The 24048-nt window shown below is 68.8% G+C and carries 28 protein-coding genes; 7 read left to right on the top strand and 21 right to left on the bottom strand.

Going from position 1 to position 24048, the window contains the following annotated elements; translation table 11 throughout:
* Positions 1–106: 106 nt before the first annotated feature.
* Both hemN and hemG read left to right on the top strand, forming a co-directional pair.
* Entirely contained in the window at positions 107–1480 is a 1374-nt protein-coding gene (gene hemN / locus VFV19_08665; protein HEX4824371.1) for an oxygen-independent coproporphyrinogen III oxidase, read from the top strand.
* Complete coding sequence (gene hemG / locus VFV19_08670) at positions 1477–2817, top strand: protoporphyrinogen oxidase (protein ID HEX4824372.1); 1341 nt, start codon at positions 1477–1479, stop codon at positions 2815–2817. The genes hemN and hemG overlap by 4 nt, the downstream gene beginning before the upstream one ends.
* Before the next feature lie 10 nt (positions 2818–2827).
* Here the strand turns inward: hemG and VFV19_08675 are convergent, their stop codons facing one another.
* The 10 genes from VFV19_08675 to queF all read right to left on the bottom strand — a co-directional run bounded on the left by VFV19_08675 (position 2828) and on the right by queF (position 10926).
* Positions 2828–3784 (bottom strand): GntR family transcriptional regulator, encoded by a 957-nt coding sequence (locus VFV19_08675; protein ID HEX4824373.1) that lies wholly within the window; start codon positions 3782–3784, stop codon positions 2828–2830.
* 82 nt (positions 3785–3866) lie between these two features.
* Positions 3867–4943, bottom strand: coding sequence for a hypothetical protein (locus tag VFV19_08680; GenBank protein ID HEX4824374.1), 1077 nt, complete (start codon positions 4941–4943; stop codon positions 3867–3869).
* Entirely contained in the window at positions 4940–5347 is a 408-nt protein-coding gene (locus VFV19_08685) for a hypothetical protein (GenBank protein ID HEX4824375.1), read from the bottom strand. The genes VFV19_08680 and VFV19_08685 overlap by 4 nt, the downstream gene beginning before the upstream one ends.
* Positions 5344–6114: a c-type cytochrome gene (locus tag VFV19_08690; GenBank protein ID HEX4824376.1), complete on the bottom strand. Its 771-nt coding sequence runs from the start codon at positions 6112–6114 to the stop codon at positions 5344–5346. Before VFV19_08690 ends, VFV19_08685 begins: the two co-directional genes overlap by 4 nt.
* Entirely contained in the window at positions 6111–6476 is a 366-nt protein-coding gene (locus VFV19_08695; GenBank protein ID HEX4824377.1) for a hypothetical protein, read from the bottom strand. The genes VFV19_08690 and VFV19_08695 overlap by 4 nt, the downstream gene beginning before the upstream one ends.
* Entirely contained in the window at positions 6473–7186 is a 714-nt protein-coding gene (locus VFV19_08700) for a hypothetical protein (protein ID HEX4824378.1), read from the bottom strand. Before VFV19_08700 ends, VFV19_08695 begins: the two co-directional genes overlap by 4 nt.
* Before the next feature lie 97 nt (positions 7187–7283).
* Complete coding sequence (locus VFV19_08705) at positions 7284–8714, bottom strand: pitrilysin family protein (GenBank protein HEX4824379.1); 1431 nt, start codon at positions 8712–8714, stop codon at positions 7284–7286.
* Entirely contained in the window at positions 8711–9979 is a 1269-nt protein-coding gene (locus tag VFV19_08710; protein ID HEX4824380.1) for a pitrilysin family protein, read from the bottom strand. The genes VFV19_08705 and VFV19_08710 overlap by 4 nt, the downstream gene beginning before the upstream one ends.
* Entirely contained in the window at positions 9976–10473 is a 498-nt protein-coding gene (gene infC / locus VFV19_08715; GenBank protein HEX4824381.1) for a translation initiation factor IF-3, read from the bottom strand. Before infC ends, VFV19_08710 begins: the two co-directional genes overlap by 4 nt.
* A gap of 102 nt (positions 10474–10575) precedes the next feature.
* Positions 10576–10926 (bottom strand): preQ(1) synthase, encoded by a 351-nt coding sequence (gene queF / locus VFV19_08720; GenBank protein HEX4824382.1) that lies wholly within the window; start codon positions 10924–10926, stop codon positions 10576–10578.
* 69 nt (positions 10927–10995) lie between these two features.
* Between queF and VFV19_08725 the strand changes: the two genes are divergently transcribed.
* Positions 10996–11607 carry a hypothetical protein gene (locus VFV19_08725; GenBank protein HEX4824383.1) on the top strand — a complete coding sequence of 204 codons (612 nt, stop codon included), beginning with the start codon at positions 10996–10998 and terminating at the stop codon, positions 11605–11607.
* 1 nt (position 11608) lies between these two features.
* Here the strand turns inward: VFV19_08725 and VFV19_08730 are convergent, their stop codons facing one another.
* The 5 genes from VFV19_08730 to VFV19_08750 all read right to left on the bottom strand — a co-directional run bounded on the left by VFV19_08730 (position 11609) and on the right by VFV19_08750 (position 14240).
* Positions 11609–12721 carry a trypsin-like peptidase domain-containing protein gene (locus VFV19_08730; GenBank protein HEX4824384.1) on the bottom strand — a complete coding sequence of 371 codons (1113 nt, stop codon included), beginning with the start codon at positions 12719–12721 and terminating at the stop codon, positions 11609–11611.
* Positions 12718–13038 carry a cytochrome c gene (locus VFV19_08735; GenBank protein HEX4824385.1) on the bottom strand — a complete coding sequence of 107 codons (321 nt, stop codon included), beginning with the start codon at positions 13036–13038 and terminating at the stop codon, positions 12718–12720. Before VFV19_08735 ends, VFV19_08730 begins: the two co-directional genes overlap by 4 nt.
* A 57-nt stretch (positions 13039–13095) precedes the next feature.
* Positions 13096–13410, bottom strand: coding sequence for a cytochrome c (locus VFV19_08740; GenBank protein ID HEX4824386.1), 315 nt, complete (start codon positions 13408–13410; stop codon positions 13096–13098).
* A gap of 18 nt (positions 13411–13428) precedes the next feature.
* On the bottom strand, positions 13429–13905 hold the full coding sequence (locus VFV19_08745; GenBank protein HEX4824387.1) for a universal stress protein: 477 nt from the start codon (positions 13903–13905) through the stop codon (positions 13429–13431).
* Between the two features lie 71 nt (positions 13906–13976).
* Complete coding sequence (locus tag VFV19_08750; protein HEX4824388.1) at positions 13977–14240, bottom strand: hypothetical protein; 264 nt, start codon at positions 14238–14240, stop codon at positions 13977–13979.
* Between the two features lie 91 nt (positions 14241–14331).
* Between VFV19_08750 and ispG the strand changes: the two genes are divergently transcribed.
* Positions 14332–16266: a (E)-4-hydroxy-3-methylbut-2-enyl-diphosphate synthase gene (ispG, locus tag VFV19_08755; GenBank protein ID HEX4824389.1), complete on the top strand. Its 1935-nt coding sequence runs from the start codon at positions 14332–14334 to the stop codon at positions 16264–16266.
* On the opposite strand, the gene VFV19_08760 is transcribed toward ispG, so the two are convergent.
* The 4 genes from VFV19_08760 to VFV19_08775 all read right to left on the bottom strand — a co-directional run bounded on the left by VFV19_08760 (position 16263) and on the right by VFV19_08775 (position 20437).
* A complete protein-coding gene (locus VFV19_08760; protein HEX4824390.1) occupies positions 16263–17588 on the bottom strand; it encodes an acetyl-CoA hydrolase/transferase C-terminal domain-containing protein in 1326 nt (441 codons plus the stop codon). The genes ispG and VFV19_08760 overlap by 4 nt on opposite strands.
* Positions 17585–18691 carry an alanine dehydrogenase gene (locus VFV19_08765; protein HEX4824391.1) on the bottom strand — a complete coding sequence of 369 codons (1107 nt, stop codon included), beginning with the start codon at positions 18689–18691 and terminating at the stop codon, positions 17585–17587. The genes VFV19_08760 and VFV19_08765 overlap by 4 nt, the downstream gene beginning before the upstream one ends.
* Before the next feature lie 88 nt (positions 18692–18779).
* A complete protein-coding gene (locus tag VFV19_08770) occupies positions 18780–19046 on the bottom strand; it encodes a YciI family protein (protein HEX4824392.1) in 267 nt (88 codons plus the stop codon).
* The gene (locus tag VFV19_08775) at positions 19046–20437 is read right to left on the bottom strand and encodes an MBL fold metallo-hydrolase (protein ID HEX4824393.1); all 1392 of its coding nucleotides are present in this window, start codon (positions 20435–20437) and stop codon (positions 19046–19048) included. The genes VFV19_08770 and VFV19_08775 overlap by 1 nt, the downstream gene beginning before the upstream one ends.
* A 61-nt stretch (positions 20438–20498) precedes the next feature.
* Here VFV19_08775 and VFV19_08780 point away from each other — a divergent pair, with 61 nt between their 5' ends.
* Entirely contained in the window at positions 20499–20723 is a 225-nt protein-coding gene (locus VFV19_08780) for a SelT/SelW/SelH family (seleno)protein (GenBank protein ID HEX4824394.1), read from the top strand.
* Between the two features lie 25 nt (positions 20724–20748).
* Positions 20749–21648: a proline dehydrogenase family protein gene (locus VFV19_08785; protein HEX4824395.1), complete on the top strand. Its 900-nt coding sequence runs from the start codon at positions 20749–20751 to the stop codon at positions 21646–21648.
* Here the strand turns inward: VFV19_08785 and VFV19_08790 are convergent, their stop codons facing one another.
* Complete coding sequence (locus tag VFV19_08790) at positions 21649–22074, bottom strand: DUF2231 domain-containing protein (protein ID HEX4824396.1); 426 nt, start codon at positions 22072–22074, stop codon at positions 21649–21651.
* A gap of 7 nt (positions 22075–22081) precedes the next feature.
* Positions 22082–22984, bottom strand: a complete 903-nt coding sequence (locus VFV19_08795; protein ID HEX4824397.1) for a J domain-containing protein — start codon at positions 22982–22984, stop codon at positions 22082–22084.
* 62 nt (positions 22985–23046) lie between these two features.
* On the opposite strand from VFV19_08795, the gene VFV19_08800 reads away from it, so the two are divergent.
* A complete protein-coding gene (locus VFV19_08800; protein ID HEX4824398.1) occupies positions 23047–23994 on the top strand; it encodes a hypothetical protein in 948 nt (315 codons plus the stop codon).
* Positions 23995–24048 lie beyond the last annotated feature (54 nt).

A 24048-nucleotide genomic window follows, 5' to 3' on the forward strand; every position in this document is an offset into this window, starting at 1 on the left:
ATTATCGCGAAGGCGCGCCTTGTCCTTTGCGCGAGTTGCGGAAATAATCGAAGGCTTCGAGGGACTCGTCCGCATGAGGGATTCCGGCGGATCCGTGGATCGCGCGATGGCACTGCTCGAGCGGTACGATCGCCCCGGGCCGCGCTATACGTCCTATCCGACCGCCGTCGAGTTCCACGAGGGGGTCGACGACGCCGTCTACCGGTCGAAGCTCGAGGAGGCCGACAAAGACGCGGACGCCCCGCTCTCGCTCTACGCGCACCTCCCCTTCTGCGAGGCCCGCTGCTTCTTCTGCGGGTGCAACGTGGTCATCACCCGGCACCGCGACGTGGCGGCGCGTTACCTGGGCGCGCTCGATCGCGAAATCGATCTCCTCGCCGCGGCGCTGCCGCGGCGCCGGCGCGTCTCGCAGATGCACTGGGGAGGCGGCACGCCGACGTACTTCGAGGCGGAGCAGATGGAGACGACGTTCCGCCATCTTGCCGGCGTCTTCGCCTTCGACCCCGACGCCGAGATCGGTGTCGAGGTCGATCCCCGCGTGACGACGCCGCGCCACCTCGAAAGCCTCCGGCGACTCGGCTTCAACCGTCTGTCGCTCGGCGTTCAGGATTTCGACCACGAGGTCCAGGCCGCCGTCAATCGGGTGCAGAGCTACGATCAGACGCGCGACTGCATCGAGCTCGGCCGCAAGCTCGGATTCCAATCGATCAACGTCGATCTCATTTACGGGCTCCCGTACCAGCGCGTCGACACCTTCGAGACGACGCTCGAGCGGGTCATCGGCCTCCGGCCGGGGCGGGTCGCGGTCTACTCGTTCGCCTTCGTGCCTTGGATACGCGCGCACATGAAGCACCTTCCCCAGGAGGCGATGCCGGCGCCCGAGACGAAGCTCGCGCTTCTCCGCGCGGCGGCGCGCGCATTCACCTCCGCCGGTTACCTCCAGATCGGGATGGACCACTTCGCGCTGCCCGACGACGACATGGGCAAGGCCGCGCTCGCCCGCACGCTGCACCGCAACTTCATGGGCTACAGCACGCAGGCGGGGCGCGACATGGTCGCGCTCGGCGTCTCGGGAATCGGCGACGTCAAGGGCGCGCTCGTCCAGAACGTGAAGACCCTCACGGGCTACTACCAGGCGCTCGAGGCCGGGAGGTTCCCGATCGAGCGCGGCTACGTCTTGGACGACGACGACCGGATCCGCCGCTACGCGATCACCGAGCTCATGTGCCGCCTAAGGCTCGAGTTCGGGGAGGTCGCCCGGCAATTCGGGGTTGATCCTCGCGCCTACTTCGCGCGCGAGCTCGCCGAGCTGTCCGGTCCCGGCTCGCCGGCCGAGGACGGCCTGGTCACGCTCGAGGCCGATGCGATCGACGTCACCGAGTTGGGGCGGCAGTTCGTGCGGAACGTCTGCATGATCTTCGACCGGCATCACCGTGCGCGCGGGACCGGCGGGGCGCCGGTCTTCAGCCGCACGGTATGACGTCGCGGCGCGTCGCCGTCGTCGGCGCCGGGATCACGGGGCTCACACTCGGCTACCGCCTCCGCGAGCGCGGCCTGTCGCCCGTCGTGCTCGAGTCGGCGGCGGAGGTCGGCGGCCACGTCAAGACGATCGTCGAGGACGGCTTCGTCGTCGAAGGCGGCCCCAACGGCTTCCTCGATCGCGAGCCCGCGGTCCCCCGCCTCGTCGCCGACGTGGGCCTCACCGCGAGTCTCGTCGACGCGAGCCCCGAGTCGGCGCGCCGGTTCATCCTGGACGGCGGCAAGCTCTGGCAGGTCCCGCAGTCTCCGGGCACGCTCCTGCGCTTCGGCGCGATGAGCCTCGCCGGCCGCCTGCGCGTAGTACTCGAGCCGTTCGCGCGCCGTGCGCGAAGCGGGCAGGAGGAGACGGTCTTCGACTTCGCGCGCCGGCGGATTGGCCGCGAGGGCGCGGAGGTGCTGGTCGATACCGCCGTGTCGGGTATCTCGGCGGGCGACAGCCGGCGCCTCTCCGCACCGGCGCAGTTTCCGCTCATGATCGAGATGGAGCGCGAGCACGGCAGCCTGCTGCGCGCGATGATCGCGCGGCGCCGCCGCGGCGTCGGCGCTCCCAAGCTCAAGAGCTTCGACGGCGGGATGCATGTCCTCGTCGACGGCCTCGCCAAGACGCTCGGCGGCGCCATCCGCGTGAGCGCGGGGGTGGCATCGCTCACGCGTGACGGCTCGACCTGGCGCCTGGCGCTCGCCTCCGGAGAGACCGTCGAGGCGGACGTTCTCGCCCTCGCCTGCGGCGCCGCGCCGGCCGCACGCATCCTCCGGCCGTTCGATCCCTCGCTCGCCGCGGCCCTCGATCGGATCGAGGCCGCTCCCGTCGCCGTGTCGGCGTTCGCGTTCCCGCAGGAGGCCGTGAAGCGCCCGCTCGACGGCTACGGCTACCTCGTCACGCGAGCCGCCGGCCTCGCGACGCTCGGCGTGCTCTGGGAGTCGTCGCTCTTCCCGGGGCGTGCGCCGGCGGGAACCGCGCTCCTCCGGGTCATGATGGGCGGCTCGAGAGCGCCGGAGGTCGCGGCTCTCGATGCCGCGGCGGCCGAGTCGCAAGCGCTCGCGGAGATGCGCGACATCCTCGGTCTCACCGGCGAGCCGAGCCGTCGATGGCGATTCCCGGAGCGCGGCGCAATCGCCCAGTACACGCTCGGCCACGTCGGTCGCGTCGGCGAGATCCGCGCGCTCGCGGCACGCCATCCTGGTCTCGTTCTCTGCGGCACGTCGTACGACGGTGTGTCGTTCGGCGCCGCCGTCGCGTCGGCGGAGAAAACCGCAGAGATGCTCAGGGGACAGTAACCGAGTAGTTTTATGCGTGGCCCTTGCGGCGCTGCGCGAGCTCGAAGGCGAGCGTCGCGCGCAGGCCGTCCAGGGTGCCGTCGGCCAGGCGCCATTGCGCGGTGGCGCGCCGCGCGCCGGCGGGGATGCGCGTCTCGGCCTCACGCTCGATGAGCGGCGACACGAGGACGACCGCGTTCTCGCCAACCTCGCGGAGGGCGACGCGGAGGCGCGGCAGCGGCACGATGCTGATGCGCTGGATCACGTCGTCCGTCGCGCCGAGCTGGCGCAGGAACCGGAGGAAGACCTCGCCGAAACGCTCGTCGCGCACGGCGATGACGACGCCGCGCGACTTCGCCCACCGGAGGATCGCTTGCGGGAACTCGGCGTCGAGCGCGACGCGGTGGACCGAGAGGCCGACCGCACGGACGGCGGCCTCGACCTCGGCGCGGTGGCAGTCGGTCGTGACGACGCTCCATGCGCCCGCGGTGGCACCGGCCGGATTCGCGAGGAGGTCGGCGAGGAGCACCGGGCGCGGATTGACCCCGAGACCGACGCGCAGGTCGTGGGCGATCATCTCGATCTGCTCGCGATTGCATTCGACGACGGCGAGGGGCAGGCCCTGGAGGCCGCCGTTGAGCGTCGCTTGGACGAAGTCGGCGTAAGCCGTCGGCGAGAGGCCGAGCGCGTGTGCCTCGCCCCGGCAGCGGTTCACCGAGCGAACGAGCTCGTCGGTGGAGCGCGACGTCTCGTCGGCGGCGACGTAGGTGCCGGCCCCCGGCCGAACGGTGAGGAACCCCTCGTGCTCGAGCGCTTGGTACGCCCTGTGGATCGTCTTCCGATTGAGGCCGGTCAGCCCAGCCAGCCGCCGGACGGACATCACGCGGTCTCCCGGCTTCAGCCGGCCAAGATGCAGGGAGGTCAGAAGATGCTCGCGGACCTTCTCCGTGCCTTGGCTGATGCGTTTCGACGCCGTCGACTCTCCCATGGTGCCCTCCGCTTCGACCTCGCCCTCTGAGGATACGGCGATTCGCCTGCCCGTGCTCGCCGCCCGTCGGGATGCGTTCAGGCTAGAAGTAGATATGGGCCTGGAGGATGGCGCGGTCGTCCCGGCTGGCGCCGGACGACACGGGACCGTTGCCGAAGCGGTAGAGAACGCGGACCTGGAGTCCCGGGAGCGGGGTCCAATCGACCCCGGCCCCCCAGTTGACGATGTCCCCCTCGGTGTCGTCGAGATCGAGGTCGTACGCTCCGGCGAAGGTGCGGACGGTCAGTCCGGCGTGCGCGAGGATGTCCAGCTCCACCTGGGCCGCCCTGCCGTCTTGCGTGGGGTGGATCCCGTCGTCGTCACGGATCGCATCGATCTCGGCCAGTGCTACGACCGGGCCCGCGCGGAAGGCGCCGAACGTCCCGAAGACCGCTCGGTGCGCTCCGGCGGGGAGGTCGTTGTTGGACGCGGAGAGACCGAGGCGGCCGCGCTTCCACAGGACGGCGAAGGTCCCCGTGTACTGCTTGTCGTTGTCCTGCTCGGCGCCGCCCGCGGTGCCGTTCGAGACCGCGAACGCCCCCATGAAGTCGCCGTTGTCGAATCCGACCTCGGCTCCGATGTCCGATGTCTCGAAGGTGAAGCCGGTCGCCCGGCGCGTCGCGTAGTCGTTGTCCTCGAACCTCAGACCGAACGGCAGGAAGAACTTGCCGCCCTTGACGTAGAGGCCCGAGGTCTTGAACGCGTAGAGGAGGAACGCCTCGCGGCACGTGGCGCCTCCCGGTGCTACGCGCTCGTCGATGTACGCCTGGAGCTGGTCCTTGAGGAGGTCGACCCCGAGATAGACGTTGGCCTCGGCGATCTCCGCCTCGCCGATGTAAGGCCCGTCGGCGCGGAACGTGCCGGTGTAGCCGCCGCGGCCGTCGAGCCCGAGCCGCAGGCGATCGCCGATCGCGCCGTCGAAGAGCCCGTGCCCCGGCGCGAGCTTCTTCCAGGGCAGCGTTTGCGCGCCGTAGCCGGCGCCGTACACGGTGCGTCCGCCGCCACCGGTGCGGTTGAGGTGACAGGAGCCGCAGCCGAGGCCGGTCCTCACGGAGAGGTACGGCTCGGCGTGCGCCGCGGTCGAGAGGACGAGTACGGCACCGATCAGGAATCGTCTCAATTGTCGAGCGCTCCGGCATCGATCCACTGCTGGATCGCCGCGGTCTCCGCCGCCGACAGGTACGGACCGCCGAACGGCATCTGCTCGCCCGTGATCCTCGGGTCGGCGGTGACCTTCATGAAGAGGTAGGAGTTCGCCGCGTCGTTCGGGACCACCCGCTTGAATCCGGCCAGCTCGACGACGGCGACGTTCACCGTGTTGGCGTAGAAGTGTCCGGCGGACAGGTCCATCCCTTGCTGCGCGCCCGGGGCGACGTGGCAACCGGGCACGGCGCACCTCGGCGTGAAGATCGAAGACTGGAGCGCGGTCAGGGTCGGGGCGCTCGTCGGCGGCGGCTGCGACACGACGCCGTCGCCGCCGCAGGACAGAGCACCCAGAGTGAGGATGACGACGACCGCCCTCATCGCGGGTGCGCCCGGATCCAGGTCACGTACGCCGCGAGCTGCTTCATCTCGTCGTCCTTGATCCGGTCCTCGAAGCCGGGCATCTTGATCGCCTGGGCGGAGAGGAACGCGCGCGCCGCGGGGTTCGCACGGAAGCGGTCGCTCATCCCCGTTCGCACCCACTGTGCGAACTCGGCGTCGTCGCGCACCAGGTCGGCGTAGTCCTCGCCGTCCCACGGCGGGATGAACCCCTTGAACGAGCCCGGGTTCAGAACGAGGCCGCGCCCCTCGGGGCCGTGGCAGCCGAAGCAACCGAGACGGTACGCCGTCTCGTGCCCCGCAGCCGCCGTCGCGTCGTCGATCGCGTCGCACTGCGAGGCCGAGAGGACGAAGGCGAGCAGGTCGCCCGTCTCACGCGACGTGAGGCGGCTGCGATAGGCCGGCATCGCGATGAGCGCGCCGGAATCAGGCGCGCGACCGACGGGATGGCCGTCGAGGATCCAGCTCTTCAGGTCGGACGGGTCACGGCAGTACATCATCCACGTGCCGCCGACCCACCCCGGGACCTCGCCCCCTTTGGCTCCGGGGTTGGGGATCGGCGAGGCGCCCCCCGGCCCGTGGCACCCGAAGCAGCCCATCTGCCGGGCCAACGCCTCGCCCCGCTGGACCGGGCGGTCCGCGACGTTCTCTAGCCACGCCCGCTTGCGGAACACGAAGGCGAGACACGCCGCCTCGGCGGCGACGGCGATGGCGAGAACGACGATGAGGGCGCGTGCCGAACCGGTCACGACGGCGATGCGGCCTTGACCGAGTGGAGGAGCAGGATCTTGGCTCCACCGCGCTCGGCCCAGACCCCGGTGACCGTCGCCTTCCGTCCCGCGAAGGGACGGAGCTTGGCGTTCGGGGTCTCCATGTCGTCGACCGAGGCGATCCAGACGACCTCGTCGGTCTTGTCGACGAGGAGGGCGAGCGGGATCCCGGCATCGCCGCAGCGCTGCGCGCAGACCCGGTGGGACTCACCTTTCGACCCCGACTTGATGTAACAGGCGGAATCGATGACCTCCCCCGTCAGGGTGATCTCCGCCGGGTCCGCCGCGTGGATGGTGGCCGCGAGGAGGATCGCGGCGAGCGCCGCCGCGCCCGCTCTCATGGCTCGTTCGTCTGCTTGTTGCGGACGAGGTAGAAGTGCGTCGTCGCGTTCAAGAGGTCGCCCGTGTCGGTGAACGTCGTGCCGGTCACGCCCCCGTCGGGATTCACGGTCGTCGTGGTGCCGGCCGGCATCGCCGGGTTGCCCGCGTTGTCGCGCGCCACCTTGTACGAGAAGTCGCCGGTGACGCCTCCGCCCGTCCACGTGAGCTTCACCGAGCTCGTCGCGAGGTCCTTGTCGACCGAGAGGACGATCGGCGTCGTCACCTGCATCGTCCCGCGCATCGTCCCCGTCGTCGGCGAGGCGTGGATCCGGCAGTAGTAGGCATTGCCGGTCCCGGCGGGGTACGTGGCAGGGTCGTAGGAGCAGGTCGACGTGTTGGCCGCCGCCACGTTGCCGGTGTCGTAGTTGCAGCCGGCGACCGGCGGCGCGCCGCAGAGGCTGTCGTCGGTACAGGGGTTGCCGGTCGAGCTGTGCGTGAAGGTCGCGGCCGTCCACGTGATGCAGTCGCCAGGCTCGATCTTCGGGTTCGCCGGGACGAACGTCAGGCTTGCGGTCATCGACACATTGGGGGTGCGAGGAGCGGCCAGGTTCTGACAGACCGTGGGCTTTCCGCCCTGGACGCAGTTCGGGGTGGCGCAGACCGTCTGGGCCCGCGCTTGGGCCGCTGCGAGCATCATGGCCGCGAGTAAGCTCCGCCTTCCGATGGACATCGTCGCCTCCGAAAGCTCTGTTGATACCTCGCTCGAGGAGGTTGCAGCGTGGCGCTTGGGACACTTCGGAGGCACTGGCGGGACCGTCCCCTGCGCATCAGACCTCGAACATCGTGTCGGCCGGAACGACGCGGCAGCGGCGCGGATCGGTGTCGAGTTTCTCCACAGCGATGGAGCGGTCCTCGATGACGACCTCGGGACGCGTCTCGGTCTCGTACACGATCGGCGAGGGTGCGTTGGCCCCGAGCGCCTCGACGAACGGGCCCGCGCCGTCGGGGTCGGCGACGACCGCGAGGTGGAGGTTCTCGGCCGACAGATGGCGGCGGATCGCGGCGTTGACGTCGTCGACCGTCATCGAGGGAAGGCGGCGTCCGAGCTCCTCGGGAAGCGAGCCCGTCCCGTAGAACGCTCCGTCCATCGCGTACCCGAGACGTCGCGACGGCGTCTGGACCCAGAGCTTGTCGTAATGGCCGAGGAACTCGCGCGTTTCCTCGAAGGCCGCACGCGTGAGCCCCGATTCGATGAGGCGCCGCAGCTCGCGGACCGCCTGCCGGGTCGCGAAGTGCGCGTGCGCCGGGGCCACCGGACGGATCCAGATCGTGAACGCCTGTTGACGCCGCCCGACGTTGGGGAGCGGAAAGGTCGACCCACCGTCCTGGACGAACGCCTCGACGTAGCTGTAGTCGCCGTAGTTGAGGCCGCGGAGGCTCCGCATCGCGTTCATGAGCACGCCGTTGAACGTCCGGTGCTCTCCGAAGTAGGAGTTCGCGACGAACAACGGGTAGAAGTCGTCGTCGGCCCGCGTCACGGCGATCGGATGGCCGAGCGAGATCGCCCACGCGCGAGCCGGCTTCGTGACGACGAGCGCCTCCATCCCTGACGCCTTCTTGGGCGCCGGGAGCGCGGGCCGCACCGCTCCGTTCGTCGGAAGCCCGGCGAGATCGGCGAGGACGCGATCGGCGAACGCATCGGGGAAGCGCCCAGCGAGGCCCACCGTCAGGCGGTCTTGCGTGAGATGCGCGTCACGGAACGCGACGACCTCGTCACGGCCGATCGCCTGGAGACCGGCGACCGTCCCCTCGACGGGCCGTCCATAGGGATGGCCCGCGTACATCATCGCCATCAACGCTTCCTTGCCGAGCCCCTCGTCGTCGGTCGCCCGGAGCCCGGCGACGAGCGCGTTCTCCTGGTCGTCCTTGAGGCGGGAGACCTCCTTCAGGTCGAACCGCGGCTCGATGAGCACCTGGCGGACGAGGTCGTAGTACCGGTCGAGATGGTCCGCGTGGACGGTGCCCTGGACCACGGTCACCTCGCGATCGACCTGGACGCCGATTCCGGCCGCCATCGGGTAGAGCGCTTCGAGGAGCTGTTCGTAGGAGAGCTTCCGCGTCCCCCCCTCGGCGAGCGCGGCGCCGGCGAGGGCGGCGGTCCCCTCGCGGCCGCGCGGATCGTCGATCGACCCCGTCTCGAAGAGGAAACGGAACGAGACGAACGGCGTCGCCCGGGACGGAAGGAGGACGGTCTTCACGAGTGGATCAAGGTGACGACCGTCCGATTCTCGGCACGGAACGTCGTTCCGGCGGCGCGCACGAGATCGGCCGCCGCAACGTCGTCGAGCGTCGCGAACGAGCGATCGATCGCCCCGGTCGTGCCCGAGAGCTGGAAGAAGTGGCAGACGGTGTTCGCAACCTGGTCGGGAGTCATCAGGCCCGACAGGAACCCGTAACGCAGGCGCGAGCGCACCGCGGCGAGCCGCTCCTCGGGGAGCGCCGCGTCTGCCGCCGACGCGAGCGTCCGCTCGATCGCCGCGCGCACCCCGGAGATGTGGGCGGCCTCTTTCACCCGGGCGAGGACGAGGAAGAGGGTCGGATCGCGGTGGTCCTCGGCGCCCGCGGCGAGCCAATCGACCCACTGCCGCTCCAGCACCAGCTCGCGATAGAGCGGGCTCGTCGGCGCGAAGCACGCCTGCGCCAGGACGTCGAGCGCCCGCACCTCGACCGCACCAGGATCGAACGCCGGCGCGTGGAACGCCATCGCCAGGAGCGGGAGGGTGGGCGCGGCCCACGGGAGGTGCGCCGTGCGCTCCGCATCCTGAGGCGGCTCCGCGGGGGTCCGGAGCGACGCCGCGCCCGCGCGCCAGGGACCGTAATGGCGGCGGGCGAGCTCGAACACCCGCTCCGGATCGCAATCACCGGCGACGACGAGAACGGCGTTGTCGGGCCGGTACCACCGGTCGAAGAACTTCAGGCTGTAGTCGTACTGCTGCGGCATCGTCTCGATGTCGCGCAAGAACCCCATCGTCGTGTGCTTGTAGGTGTGGGTCGTGTACGCCGTGTCCGCGAGCTTCTCGAAGAGCGCGTTGAACGGGATCGAGTAGTTCTTGTTGTACTCGCCGAGGACCGCGCCGGCTTCCTTCTGGAACGCTTCGACGTCGTAGCGCAGGTGCATGAAGCGGTCGGCCTCGAGGTCCATGATCGTCTCGAGCGCCTCCGACGCCGCCGTGACGTGGTAGCACGTCCAGTCGTCGGTCGTGAACGCGTTGCCGTCGGCGCCGAGCCTCTTGAGAACGTCGTTGTACCTCTCCGGCGAGAAGCGCGGCGTTCCCCGGAACATCATGTGCTCGAAGAAGTGTGCGAAGCCCGTGAGCCCCGGCTCGATCTCGTTGCGCGAGCCGGTGCGCACCGCGACGTAGTGCGCGATGAGGCCGGGCGTGTCGAGGGGGATCGCGACGACCGGCAGCCCGTTGTCGAGCTTCGTCTCGACGATGGGATAGGGAAACGTGGGGCGGATCAATGCTTGCGAGGAGCGAGGGTCATGCTCATGTCGCGATTGATGATCTCTCCGGGCGCCGACTCGACGGTCGCGAGGTCGTTCAGGATCTCGATGACCTTGTCCAAGACCTTGCGTCCATTTTCGGGGCGCCTGAGGTCGCGCCCGCGGAACATGATCGTGACGCGGACCTTGTCCCCCTCGGCGAGGAACCGCTTGGCATGGGAGAGCTTCGTCTCCAGGTCGTGCTCGTCGATGGCGGGGCGCAGCTTGAGCTGCTTGACCACGATGCGCGTCTCCTTCTTGCGCGCATCCCTGGCCTTCTTCGCGGTCTCGAACCGGTGCTTCCCGTAGTCCATGATGCGGACGACGATCGGACGCGCTTCCGCGGCGACCTCGACGAGATCGAGGCCGGCCTCCTCCGCGATACGCCTGGCTTCTTCGATGGGGACGACGCCGACTTGTTCACCTAGGGCGCCGATGAGACGAACGGGACTCAAGCGGATCTGATGATTCACACGGATCTTGTCGTCGATTCTCCACCTCCTGGTCAGAGCCCTGTGCCAAAACCCCGTGAATATAGCATCCGGCGAACCCGGAACCAATGCAAGTGAACTTCTCTAAGGATGCGATGCCCGCACGACCGTATGAATTCCCCCGCGCACGTTGAAGTCGCCCGCGATCTCCATCTTCCGAGGTTGCACCGCCGCAACGAGATCGCTCAGGATCCGGTTCGTCACCGCCTCGTGGAAATGCCCCTCGTCGCGAAACGACCACAGGTAGAGCTTCAAGGACTTCAGCTCGACGCACAGCCGGTCGGGAACGTAACGGATCGTGAACGTCGCGAAATCGGGCTGCCCGGTCTTCGGGCAGACGCAGGTGAATTCCGGACATGTGAACTCGATCGTGTAGTCCCGCGACGGCTCCGGGTTAGGGAATGTCTCGAGGCACTTCCGCGGCTCGGTCGGCATGGCCGCACACTGTAGCCGCACCGCCGCGGCAGGTCTACGATGGGGGTGAGGGGGCCTTGGAGGTGCCCCATGAAGCACCGAGCCGCAACGTTCCTCACCGTGGCCGTCGCCGTCTCCTCGATCTGGGCGGCCATCCCCAAAGAAAACCGCACGAGCGACCGATTCGGCTACTCGACGTTCCTCGAGGACGCCGGACGGGTGACGATCCTCGCCGACGGCTATCCGGCCTCGGTCGCGCCGAAGTCCGGGTACGTCCCGGTACCGGTCGCGGTCGCGGTGACGCAACCGGGCCGCCGCGTCGTCTTCCGCCCCGAGTCGTTCACCCTCGTCGATGCCGACGGCCACGCCGTCCCGGCGGCGAGCTTCGAGGAGATCACGACGAAGTACGGGAGGCGGAATCACGACCGCTCGCTCGCGCGACTGCGCCCGATCGCGGTGCCCGAGACGATCGGCGCGCTGCTCCAAGTTCCGTCGGCCTTCTACCCGCCGGTGAACGGGGGAACGAGGATCCCCGAGGTCGAGCTGTCGAGCGGGACCTGGTTCCAGGACATCCTCTACTTCCCGGTGCCGCCGTCCGGGCTCCACGGCGTGCTGACGCTCCGCGTCACGATCCAGGGCGAGCCGACGGTAGACGTGCGCTTCGTGGCGACCGAGAAGGAGCTCTCCGGCGCGAACGGCTAGCTCACTTCAGATCGCCGAGCTTGACGCGGACGACGCGCTGATCGGTGCCGCGGCCGGTGACGACCGAGAGCTTGACGGTCGCGCCGAGGCCCGCGGTCTCGAAGGCGTCGTAGAGATCTTCCTGGCTGTGGACCTGCTTGCCCTCGACGCCGACGATGACGTCGCCGAGGCGGATCCGCCGTGAGCGCGTCATGGTGAGACCGCTCAGCCCCGCTTGATCGGCGGACGACCCGTCCTCCACCTCGCGGATGACGACCCCGTCGATGTCGGAGCGCTTCGCGTAATAGTCGGGAAGGAACGTGGCGCCGACGATCCCCGGCTGCTGGATCCGGTGATAGCGGATGAGCTGCGGCACGAGGCGCGACACGGTGTCGACCGGCACGGCGAACCCGATGCCGGCCGAAGCGCCGCTCGGCGAGAAGATCGCCGAGTTGATCCCGATGAGGCGGCCCGATGAGTCGAGGAGCGGCCCGCCGGAATTGCCGGGGTTGATCGCTGCGTCGGTCTGGATGACGTCGCGGATCCTGCGCCCCGACGGGGAGCGCAGCTCGCGGCCGAGGCCTGACACCACGCCGGTCGTCAGCGTGTGGTCGAACCCGAACGGGTTTCCGACCGCGAGGACGCGCTGGCCCACGATGAGGTCGGCGGAGCGTCCGCGCGTGAGCGGGGTCAGCTTCGCGGCGGGCGCCTCGATCTTGAGCACCGCGAGGTCCTTGTCGGCGGCCGCGCCGACGACCGTCGCGTCGTACTCGTCGTCGCCCAAGGCGACGGAGAACTTCGTCCCGTCCTCGATGACATGGTAGTTCGTGACGATGTGGCCGTCCTTGTCCCAGACGAACCCGCTGCCGGTCCCCTGCGGCGCGTCGACGGCGTCGAAGGAGAAGAGATCGACCTGGCGTGCGAAGTTCGTGATGAAGACGACGGAGGCCGACGCCTTGCGGAAGACGCCGATGTCCCGCCGTTCCTCGGCGGTCAGTCCTTCGGGAAGAGGGGCATCGGGAGCTTCGCTGGCGAGCGTGGACGACCGGGTGTCCGTCGCCGGCGGAGCCGCCCCTCGGCAAGCGCCGGCCGCGGCGAGCGCGGCCAGCGCCAGTGCCGGGAGGCGACGGATCACTTCGCGGGGCCGAGAGTCTTGACGTGCGCGGCGATCGCCTGGATCTGCTCGGGCGACAGCTTGCTCTTGAACGCCGGCATCTTGTTCTTGCCGTCCGTGGTCATCTTGGCGATCGCATCCGCCGACATCTCCGACTGGAACGCGGGGTCGTTGAAGTTCTTCGAGCCCTTCGCGGCCGGCTTGGCCACGCCGTCTTTCCCGTGGCAGAGGGCGCACTTCGAGTCGTAGAGGGCCTTCCCGTCCTCGGCCGCGAAGGCGAGCCCACAACCGAGGACGACGAGAGCGACGATCAGCGAACTGGTCAGCAAACGGCGCATACTTTTCTCCCTTGAATGGTCGGGCAACCGTCCCTCGATTCTAGCGTGGCGCCCGAGCTACTTCAGCGTTTTGACGTGCGCGGCGATGGCGTTGATTTGGTCGGCGTTCAGCTTGTCCTTGTAGGCGGGCATCTTGTTCTTGCCGTCCATCGTCACCTTGGCGATCGACTCGACCGTGGCGGTCTTTTGGTAGTTCGGATCGTTCAAGTTGGCCGACCCCTTCGCCATCGGCTTGGCGACTCCGTCCTTACCGTGGCACGACGCGCACTTTTGCTCGTACAACGCCTTGCCGTCCTCCGCGGCGAACGCGACTCCGGTGGCGAGGACGAGGCCGAGGATCATGAGGATCGAGATCGTTCTGACGCGACGCATGCGAGTCTCCTTTCGCGGTTACGCGACGGGTGGCGACTTTCGCACCGAGAGGACGGGACAGGGCGCCTCGCGAAGGATCTTCTCGGCGACCGATCCGAACACGAGGTGGCGCCAGCCCGTCCATCCGTGAGTCGCGAGCACGATGAGATCGATCTTCTCCGTCTGCGCGATCCGGCCGACCTCGGCGGCGGGGTCGCCTCGGCCAACGACGGCGCGCAGCTTGACGCCGTTGGGAGCGTTCTGCGCGGCGACCTGGGCGAGGCGCCGCTCGACCTCATCGCGGACCTGCCGCTCGTACTCGGGAAGCGGCGATGATGCCAAACCGAAGTCGGCATACGGCGGAATGTCCCAGGGAGTCGGAGCGTCCACCGGCAGGATGTGGACGAGGACGATCTCGGCATCGAAGTGCGAGGCCAGCTCCACCGCCGCGGGGATCGCCGTCAGCGAGGTGTCGCTGAAGTCGGTTGTCACCAGTATCCGGTGAAATGGGAGCATTCCGTGGCCTCCAGGACGTCAGGGTACGCCCTGGCGCGGCGTGCACCAAATCGATTCAGGACCAACCGGGCTCAGTTTGCGGAGCGGCGCGCCTCGAACCAAGTTCCCGCGGCAACGGCCAGGAGCATGAGGAAGAAGCACAGGGCGAACCCAGCGACGAACCCGTCCGAGTACGCCGCGCCGACGAGACGGTAGAACCCCTGGATCGTCGGGCCGTCCGGCGCCTCGAGGCCGTTCCGCATGATCTTGCGCAGGAACCCTGCGAGGGCGAGGACGCTCGCGACCACCCCGATAAAGCCGACAATGATGGTCGTCAGGCGTTGCCGCTTCGTCATGAACCCCCCGGGTGCTGGGAGTATCCGCTGTGGGCAGGAGGCTCGCCACTGCCAATTTTCGGCACTCGGCGGCGGCCTCTACAATGAGCGCGTGAGACTGAGCGCTTATCGCCGCCGGAAGACGCGCGCGGTCGCCATCGGGGACGTGACCGTCGGCGGCGACCATCCGATCCGTGTCCAGTCGATGACGACGCCCGCGACGACCGACACGTCGGGGACCGTCGCGCAGATCGAGCGGCTCGTCGCAGCGGGGTGCGAGATCGTCCGCGTCACCGTCCCGACCAGCGCCGACGCGGACAACCTCCCGAAGATCCGCGCCGCGCTCCGTTCCCGCGGGATTCGCGTGCCGCTCGTGGCGGACATCCACTTCACGCCGGCCGCGGCGATGAAGGCGGTCGAGCACGTCGAAAAGATCCGCGTGAACCCCGGGAACTTCGCCGACAAGAAACGCTTCGCGGTCCGTGAGTACACGGACGCCGAATACGCTGAGGAGCTGGCGCGGATCCACGCGGCGTTCTCGCCGCTCGTCCGGCGTGCGAAGGAGCTGGGCGTCGCGATGCGCATCGGGACGAATCACGGCTCGCTCTCGGACCGCATTATGAACCGCTTCGGGGACTCGCCCGATGGGATGGTCGAGTCGGCGCTCGAGTTCGTGCGCATCTGCGAGGACTGGGATTACCGCGACCTCGTGCTCTCGATGAAGGCCTCGAACCCCTCGGTCGTGCTCGAGGCGTACCGGTCTCTCGTCGCGCGGATGGATACGCTGGGAATGGACTACCCGCTCCACCTCGGCGTCACCGAGGCCGGCGACGGCGAGGACGCGCGCATCAAGTCGGCCCTCGGCATCGGCGTGCTCCTCGAGGAAGGAATCGGCGACACCGTTCGGGTCTCCCTCACAGAGGATCCCGTGGCGGAGGTCCCGGTCGCCTTCGCGCTCGTGGCTCCGTTCAACGCGCTCCTCGACCGGCCTCAGTCGACGGGAGCGATCGAGGTGCGGTCGTTCGTCAGGACGAGCCGGCCGGTCCGCATGGGCCCGCGGATGCTGGGAGGCCACGGCACCGTCCTCGTGGAAGTGCCGCTCCGCTCGGCCCTCGACGATCTCGACGCGGTCCGGCGCGAGCTCGACGGCGAGGCCGGCGTGCGCGTGCCCGAGGAGACCCGCGCGGAGATCGTCGTCGTCGAGGTGCGTCACGCCGGCGAGCTCGCAGCGCTCGAGCACCTCCACGCGTCGATGGAGCTCGTGGCCCCGAGCGTCGCGCTGTCGGCGCGGATGGCGCCTGAGCTGGCGGTCGAGGCCGCGTTCCGCGCCGCCCATCGCGTGGAGGTCGCTCTCACGGATGCCGCCGCGCTCGCGAGGCTCCTCCCGCTCGCGGCGCGAACGGGGACTCCCCTGCTCGTCGAGGCCGCGTCGGTCGATCTCGCGATCGATGCCGCGCGCGGCGGAGCGCCGGTCGTCCTCGCGCTCGATCCTGCGCTCGAGCCAGGACCGCTCGTGGCCTACCGCGACCTCGCGGCGCGGCTCGACGGCGCGGGGATCGCGGTCCCGATCGTCCTGCTCGACCGCCCCGCCTCGCGTGAGGCGGACGCGCTCCTCGGGCCGGCGGCCGCGCTCGGCGGCCTCCTCTGTCAGGGGATCGGTGACGCGGTCCGCGTCGAAGGCGGCACGGCCGGCGACGCGCGCCGGCTCGGATTCAACATCCTCCAGGCGGCGCGCGTGCGCATGACCAAGACCGAGTTCATCTCGTGCCCGTCGTGCGGCCGCACGCTCTTCGACCTCGAGACGACGACGGCGGCGATCAAGACCCGCACCGCGCACTTGAAAGGTCTCAAAATCGCGGTCATGGGATGCGTTGTCAACGGCCCCGGCGAGATGGCCGACGCCGACTTCGGCTACGTCGGCTGGGGCGACGAGAAGATCGCCCTCTTCGTCGGCAAGGAGCTGGTCGAGAAGGACATCCCGACCGTCGAGGCCGCCGACCGCCTCGTCGCGCTCATCAAGCGCCACGGACGCTGGGCCGAGCCCTAGAGCAGCCGCCTCTTCCGCGCTCCCGACGTCAGCTCGTCGCGGAACTTCGGGTGCGCGATCGCGATGAGCGCGCGGGCACGCTCGGCCAGGGTCTTGCCGAACAGATCGGCAACGCCGAGCTCGGTGACGACGTAGTGGACGTCGGCCCGTGACGTCACGACGCCCGCCGCCGGCTCGAGAGCCGATGTGATCCGCGAGACCTGCCCGTCCTTCGCGGTCGCGAGGAGCGCGATGACCGCGCGGCCGTTCCTCGCTCGCGCGGCGCCGCGGATGAAGTCGACCTGCCCGCCGAATCCCGAATAGACCGTCTCGCCGATCGAGTCGGAGCAGACCTGCCCGGTGAGATCGACGGCGATCGCGGAGTTCACCGCGACCATCCCGTCGTTCTGCGCGATCACGAACGGATCGTTGACGTAGTCGCTGGGATGGAACTCGACGATGGGATTGTTGTGGATGAAGTCGAAGAGCGCCCTCGATCCGAGCACGAACGACGCCACGGCCTTGCCGGGGTGAAGCGTCTTCCTCTCGTTGGTGACGACCCCCTGCTCGATCAGCTCGACCATCCCGTCCGAGAACATCTCGGTGTGGACGCCCAGATGCTTGCGATCGCGGAGAAAGTGGAGAACCGCGTCGGGAATGCCGCCGATGCCGAGCTGCAGCGTCGCGCCGTCCTCGATGAGCGAGGCGACGTTTCGTCCGATGTCCTCGTAGGCGTGGGACATGCGGACACGCGGCAGCTCGGGAAGCGGATCGTGCGCCTCGACGAAGTACGTGACCTTGCGCACGTGGATGAAGTTGTCGCCGAGAACGCGCGGCATCGCCGGGTTGACCTGCGCAATGACGACACGCGCCGCCTCGGCGGCGGCCTTCGTGCACTCGACGCCGACGCCGAAGCTGCAGAAGCCGTGCTCGTCCGGCGGCGAGACGTGGATGAGCGCGACGTCCGGCCTGAGGTTCCCGTTGCGGAGCACGCGAGGGACCTCGGAGAGGAAGATCGGCACGTAGTCCGCACGACCGTCGTTGACCGCGGAGCGCACGTTCTTCCCGCAGAAGAGGGCCACGTGGCGGAAATGCCCGTCCATTCCCTCGCCGACGTAGTCCGCACGCCCCACCGACATGAGGTGCATGATCCGGACGCCGGACAGCTCGGGCGCACGCGCGACGAGGGCATCGAGAAGGCGTTCCGGCGTGGCGCAGCCGGGGTGGACGTAAACGAGGTCCCCGGACGTCACGGCCGCCAGCGCCTCCTGGGCGGAGACGAGCTTGTCGTGGAAGATCCGCTCGGAGACGGGGCTGACGCGGCTGGCCGGTGTCGCGCTCATGGCACCATCTCCCGGTAGGGCAGCATGAGTGGGTCGGCGATCTTCCTCTGCGCGCAGTAGCCGCCGTGGGTGTAGAACCCTCGCGCCAGCGTTCCGCCCTCCCGGAGGACCGCCTCCGCGCTCGACGTCGCGAACTCCGCGAGTAACGGCAGCAGGATGTTCGAGAGCGCCACGGTCGCGGTCCGCGGGACGAGCGCGGGGATGTTCGGCACGCAGAAGTGCGTGACCCCTTCTTCGACGTAGACCGGATCGACGATCGTCGTGGGGCGCGAGGTCGTCGAGCAGCCGCCTTGGTCGATCGCGACGTCGGCGAACACGGAGCCCGGACGCATGCGGCCGATGAGGCCGGCGTTGAGGAGGTGAGGAGTCGCCTCCATGTCGATGAACACGGCTCCGACGAGCACGTCGGCGATCGGAACGAACCTCTCGAGATTGTAGGGGGTCGAGGTCGAGGTCACGACGGTGCGGCCGCGCTCGGCCAGCGCCCGCAGGCGCGCCACGTCACGGTCGAGGACGATGACGTGCGCGCCCATCTCCCCGGCCGCGAGAGCGGCATTCGTTCCCGCCACGCCCGCGCCGAGGATCACGACGGTCGCCGGCGCGACGCCCGGCGTGCCGCCGAGGAGGATCCCCCGCCCGCCCTGACGGGCCTGGAGGTAATGCGACGCGATCGGCATGATCAGACGCCCCGCGATCTCGCTCATCGCGGTCATGACCGGACGGTTCCCGCCCGGCTCCTCGATCGCCTCGAAGCCGATCGCCGTGACGTTCTTGGTCAGGAGAATCTCGACGGCTTCGCGTGTCGCGTGGGAGAGCTGGAGGAACGAGAACAGGACCTGCCCGTCCTCGAGCATCCGGTACTCCTCCCACGACGGGGGGTAGACCTTGAGGACCATCTCCGAGCGCGCGATCGCCTCGTCGGCGGCGTAGACGATCGCCGCTCCCTGCTCGCGGTACGACTGATCGTCGTACCCGGAGGCCGCCCCGGCTTCGGACTGGAGCACGACGCGGTGGCCGCGGCGGACGAGTTCGCCGACGGCGAACGGGATCAGGGGGACGCGCGTCTCGCCGACGTAGGTCTCGCGGACGATGCCGATGTCCATCGTCGCTCTCCTTCCGCGCCCCACGCGGGACCCGGAAGGGAAGATAGCGACTGTCGCGGAAGCGTCCCGGACCGAAACCGTCGTGATGTCAGATCGGGATCTCGTTCCACTCCCGGACCATCCACGTGCCCAGGCCGCGCTCGACGAGCGGGCTCATGCGCGCGAGCGATTCGGCCTCGTAGAGATCGTTCGCGTCCAGGATCTCGAGGAATCCGTCGCCCCGCGCGAAGGCGCCCGCGGCGCGCAGCTTGCCGGCGTCGGCCAGCGACCGGAGGTGCTCGAGGTGCTCGCGGCGCGCGGGCGCCACCTCGTCCTCAGGCCCGGTGACGAGGATCGTCCGCACGAAGTAAGGCATCAGAGATCGACCTTCTCGAGGTAGCTCGGGCAATGGACGTCGAGCTTCAGCGTCGCGCGGATCTGCGCGGCGAGCGCGTCGCGGGCGTCGGGCTCGCCGTGGACGAGGTGCACGCGTCCGGGGCGTACGCCGCCCTTGCCGAGCCACGCGAGGATCTCCCCGCGGTCGGCGTGCGCGGAGAGGCCGTCGAGCGTCTCGACGCGCGCCTTGACCGGGATCTCGCGCCCGAACATCTTGAGGAACTTGGCTCCATCCTGGAGCGCGCGGCCGCGCGTGCCCACCGCCTGGAAGCCGACGAGGAGCACGGTCGTCCGGTGGTCGGAGACCTTGTACGCGAGGTGGTGGAGGATGCGACCGCCCTCGGCCATCCCCGAGGCCGAGATGATGATCGTCGGGTAGGCGACGTTGTTGAGTCCCTTCGACTGCTCGATCGTCGTCGCGAAGTGGACGTTCTTCATCCCGAGAACGTCGGCCCCCCGCGCCTCGGCGGCGCGCATCTCGTCGTCCTGGGCCTCGGGGTGGCGAACGAGGATCGTGTTCGCCGCGATCGCCATCGGCGAATCGACCCAGATCGGGACATCCTCGGGCACCGTTCCCTCGGCGCGCAGCTGGCGCAGCAGGTACATAAGGTGCTGCGTGCGCCCGACGGCGAAGGACGGGATGAGAAGCGACCCGCCGGCGCGAATCGTCTCGTTGACGATGGCGCCGAGCCGTTGCTTGGGGTCGTCCTTGGGGTGGTCGCGGTTGCCGTACGTGCTCTCGCAGAGGAGGTGATCGCACGGAACGAGCGGCTCGGGATCGGGCAGGATCGGCTGATCCGGCCTCCCAAGATCGCCGGAGAAGAGGACGGTCGTCGTCTTCCCGTTCTTCGAGATGCGAACCTCGATCATCGAGGCGCCGACGATGTGGCCCGCCGCCTTGAAGTTCACCGTGATCCCCGGATGCACCTCCCGCGGCGTGTCGAACGCGATCGTGTCGATCTTCGGCAGCATCCGCCGTGCGTCGTCCTGCGTGTAGAGAGGGAGCGCCGGCTTGTGTTTGGTGAAACCGTGGCGGTTCGCGAAGCGGGCATCTTCTTCCTGGAGGTGGCCCGAGTCGGGCAAGATGATCCCGCAGAGGTCCCTTGACGCGGGTGTCGTGAGCGTCGCACCTTCGTAGCCGCCGCGGTAAACCACGGGAAGGTACCCGCTGTGGTCGAGATGCGCGTGCGTGAGCAGGATGAGGCCGAGCGACGACGGCTCGAACGGCGGCGGGCTCCAGTTACGAAGCCGCAGCTCCTTCAAACCCTGGAACAGCCCGCAATCGACGAGCATACGGAACCCGTCGTGCTCGAGCAGGTATTTCGACCCCGTGACCGTTCCCGTCGCGCCGAGAAACTGGAGCGTCGCCATACGCGGATCCTACCAGGGGCGAGCGCGGGATTTGCTACGATATGGGCGGCGGAGGTGAGCGATGACGATCGAGATCGAATACTGCACCCAGTGAAACTACAAGCCGAGAGCCGCCGGTCTGGCGGCCGAGCTGCAGAAGTCGTTCGGGGTCGAGCCTAAGCTCCTGGCGTCGGCCGGCGGCGTGTTCGAGATCAAGGTCGACGGCAAGAAGGTGTTCTCGAAGAAGGCGCTCGGACGCTTTCCCGAGGAAGGCGAGGTCGAGGGGCTGATCCGCGCCGCGCAGTGACGGAAGGGACGGTGGTTCGCCGGGGATGAGTCTTCTCGACAAGACGATCGCTCTCACGCTGCCCGCCGTCCCCAAGCCGATCGTCGGCTACTTCTCCAAGCGGTACATCGCCGGCCCTACCCGCGACGACGCCTTCCGTGTCGTCCGCACGCTCGCCGACGAGGGCGCGATGGCGACCCTCGACATCCTGGGCGAGTTCATCTCGTCGATCGACGAGGCCGACGCGAACACCGCGGATTACGTCGAGCTCGTCCAGCAGATCGCGGCCACGAAGCTCCCTCGCGCGAACGTTTCGGTCAAGCTCACCGGCCTCGGCCTGCTCCTCGACCGGGCGCGGTGCCTCGACAACATGCGCCGGCTCACACGGGCCGCCGCCGACGCGGACAACTTCGTGCGCATCGACATGGAAGACGCGCAGTGCACGGATGCGACCCTCGGGATCTACCGCACGCTGCGCACCGAGTTCCCCGGCCGCGTCGGCGTCGTGCTCCAGGCGCGCCTCCGTCGCACCTTGGACGACATCGACGCGCTCACCGCGACCCCCGCGAACTTCCGGCTGTGCAAGGGGATCTACCTCGAGCCGCGCGAGATCGCCTTCGACGACCCGCAGATCATCCGCGACAACTTCACGCTCTGCCTCGAGCGGATGCTCGAGAGGAGCGCGTACGTCGGCATCGCGACGCACGACGAGCGCCTCGTCTGGGAAGGCCTCCGCCTCGTCAGAAGATTCGGCCTGGCGCCGCACCAGTACGAGTTCCAGATGCTCCTCGGCGTCGAGGACGATCTCCGGAGGATCCTGCTCAAATCGGGCCACCGCGTCCGCGTCTACGTGCCGTTCGGCGAGCAGTGGTACGCCTACTCGGTGCGCCGCCTTCGCGAGAACCCTCAGATCGCGGGGTATGCGTTCAAGGCGATGTTCCGCTGACTACTTCCCGACTCCCACACCCAGCTCGTAGACCATCCGCCCTCCCAGAAACGCGACGAGAACGGTGAGCGCGACGCCGGCGAGAAGCCCCGCCGCGTAGAGCCGCCGCGCGCCTTCGGGGACGCGCCCGCGTCCCCACGCACGCACGAGCAGGAGCGGCAGGAAGACGCCGAGCACCATGATCCCGTAGCGCTCGTGCTGATCGACCGCCGCGGCGCCGGCCTCCGTGAGCGTGAGCGAGTTCTCCGCGAGAAACCCCGTGATCAGCGTCGGGATGAGCGCGAGCGTCCCGGTGACGACGAGCACCGTGCCCGTCGCCTCCCACGAGGCGCGCTGCCGGAGAACGCCCAGCGCCTCGACGACGCCTCCGGCGATGAGGAATGCGACCGTGAGGTGGACGAGCGCCGGGTGGATGAGGTGGAGCAACGGGGGCTCAGACGTTCGGGTTCAAGCGCGCCAACTCCTCGAGCAGCTCCTTGGAGCGCGCGTCCAGGTCACGCGGCGTGACGATCTGCACGACCGCGTAGAGATCGCCGGCCGGCCGCCCCGCGTGCGCGGGCACGCCGCGGCCCTTGAGGCGGAAGCGCTGGCCGCTCCGCGTCCCGGGCGGAAGCTTGATCGTCGCGCGTCCGTCGAGCGTCGGCACCTCCACATCGCCCCCGAGGGTGGGCTTCACGATGCCGATCGGGACCTCGACGACGAGGTCGTCCCCGTCCCGGCGGAAGAGCGGGTGCGGCTCGACATGAATGCTCACGTAGGCGTCGCCCGGGTGTCCGCCGCTCCCCTCGTTCCCCTTCCCCGGAATCCGGATCCGCTCGCCGTCGTCGATCCCGGCGGGAATGCGGACCTTCACTCGTTCCTGGGTCCGCGCACGACGCCCGTTGCGAACGACCTCGCGCGGGATCGCCACCTCGAGCGTGGTGCCATGGATCGCGTCGACGAACGGCAGGCTCATCTCGAGGCTCAGGCTCTGCCCCGGCTGAGGGCCGCGCGGGCCGCGGCGCCCTCCGCCCCGGCCGCCACCGAACATCTCGAACAGGTCGGAGAGGTTCCCGAGTCCGAGGTCCTCGAAGTTGACCGTCGAGCCCTGGAAGGGATCGAAGCCCGGCTCGAACGCCTCGTGCCCGCCGCGGTCGTACTTCGCCCGCTTCTCGGGATCGGAGAGGACGGCGAACGCCTCGGAGACTTCCTTGAACTTGTCTTCGGCGGATTTGTCGCCGGGGTTCACGTCCGGATGGTGCTTGCGGGCGAGGCGCCGGTACGCGGCCTTGAGCTCTTTCTCGCCGACTGTGCGTGGAACCCCCAGGATCTCGTAGTAGTCCTTCTTGGCGGTCACGCTCCGCACCTTAGGATTGGCCCTACGGGGTGTCAAGCCGCGGCCGAGGCTAGAATCCGCGCATGAGCCTCTTTCTTTCCGTCTGGTGCACCCTTCTCCTCGCCGCGCTGCCGCCTCCGGTCCCGCCGGACAGCCAGCTCAGTCCGCCACCGAAGCCGGCGCCTCCGCCTGCTTCGGACGACAGCCAGCAGAAGCAGGACGAGGGCGAGCCGGACCCCGCCTATCTGACGATGCTCCCCGACGACGGATCGCCCTGGGGCCTTGCGCCTGAGCTGGCCGACAAGCTCGCGGCGGTCGCGACGCGCTACGCCGAGTACGCGGTGCGCTTCCAAAGCGTGGAGACGGTCCGCAAGGCGAAGTTCGACGCGGGCGAGGCCAAGAAGGAGACCTCGAAGAAATACGGCTACCTCCTCGTGCGAGACCCGGATCAGAGGATCCAGGAGTTCCGTCAGAAGATGAAGAGCGACGGAACGATCACCTCGAGCGAGGTCAACGACGCCGAGGCGTTCCCGCCCGCGTACGAGTGGGTCTTCCTCTTCAGCAAGGTGAACCAGCCCTACTTCGCGTATCGCGAGCGAGGCGACCGTTTCGAGGGCTACGACTGGGTGCGGGTCATCGAGTTCAAGGGGGCGGTGCCCTACACCGACGGCCGCGAGATCCGTCAGTGGGACGGCGTCGTCCTCATCGACGCGGCGACGTTGACGCCGGTCGAGATCCGGGCCGAGCCGAGCCACCAGGCCGAGCGCCTGCGGATGCTCTTCGACCGCTGGGCACAGTCGTTCAACGTGGCGGGCTTCCGGGTCGGGCCCAAGCCATTCGGGTACTCCGGGCGTGTCCTCTTCCAGACCCGGAAGGACAACCTGACCTTCCCGACGCAGCTCCGGTACACGGCGTTTCGCGCAGTGTCGCCGAAGCAGACGGAGCCGACCGAGGCCTCGACGCGCGATTACGCCGAGTACAAGTTCTTCCAGACGGGGACCAGCGAGAAATCGGGCGTAGCGAAGCCCTAGAACAATAAGGGGACAGCTACCGAATTAAATGGGGACATTCTGCTTTTACTTTCA

The organism is Candidatus Polarisedimenticolaceae bacterium (assembly GCA_036275915.1).
In the GTDB taxonomy this organism is placed as follows: Bacteria; Acidobacteriota; Polarisedimenticolia; order Polarisedimenticolales; family DASRJG01; genus DASRJG01.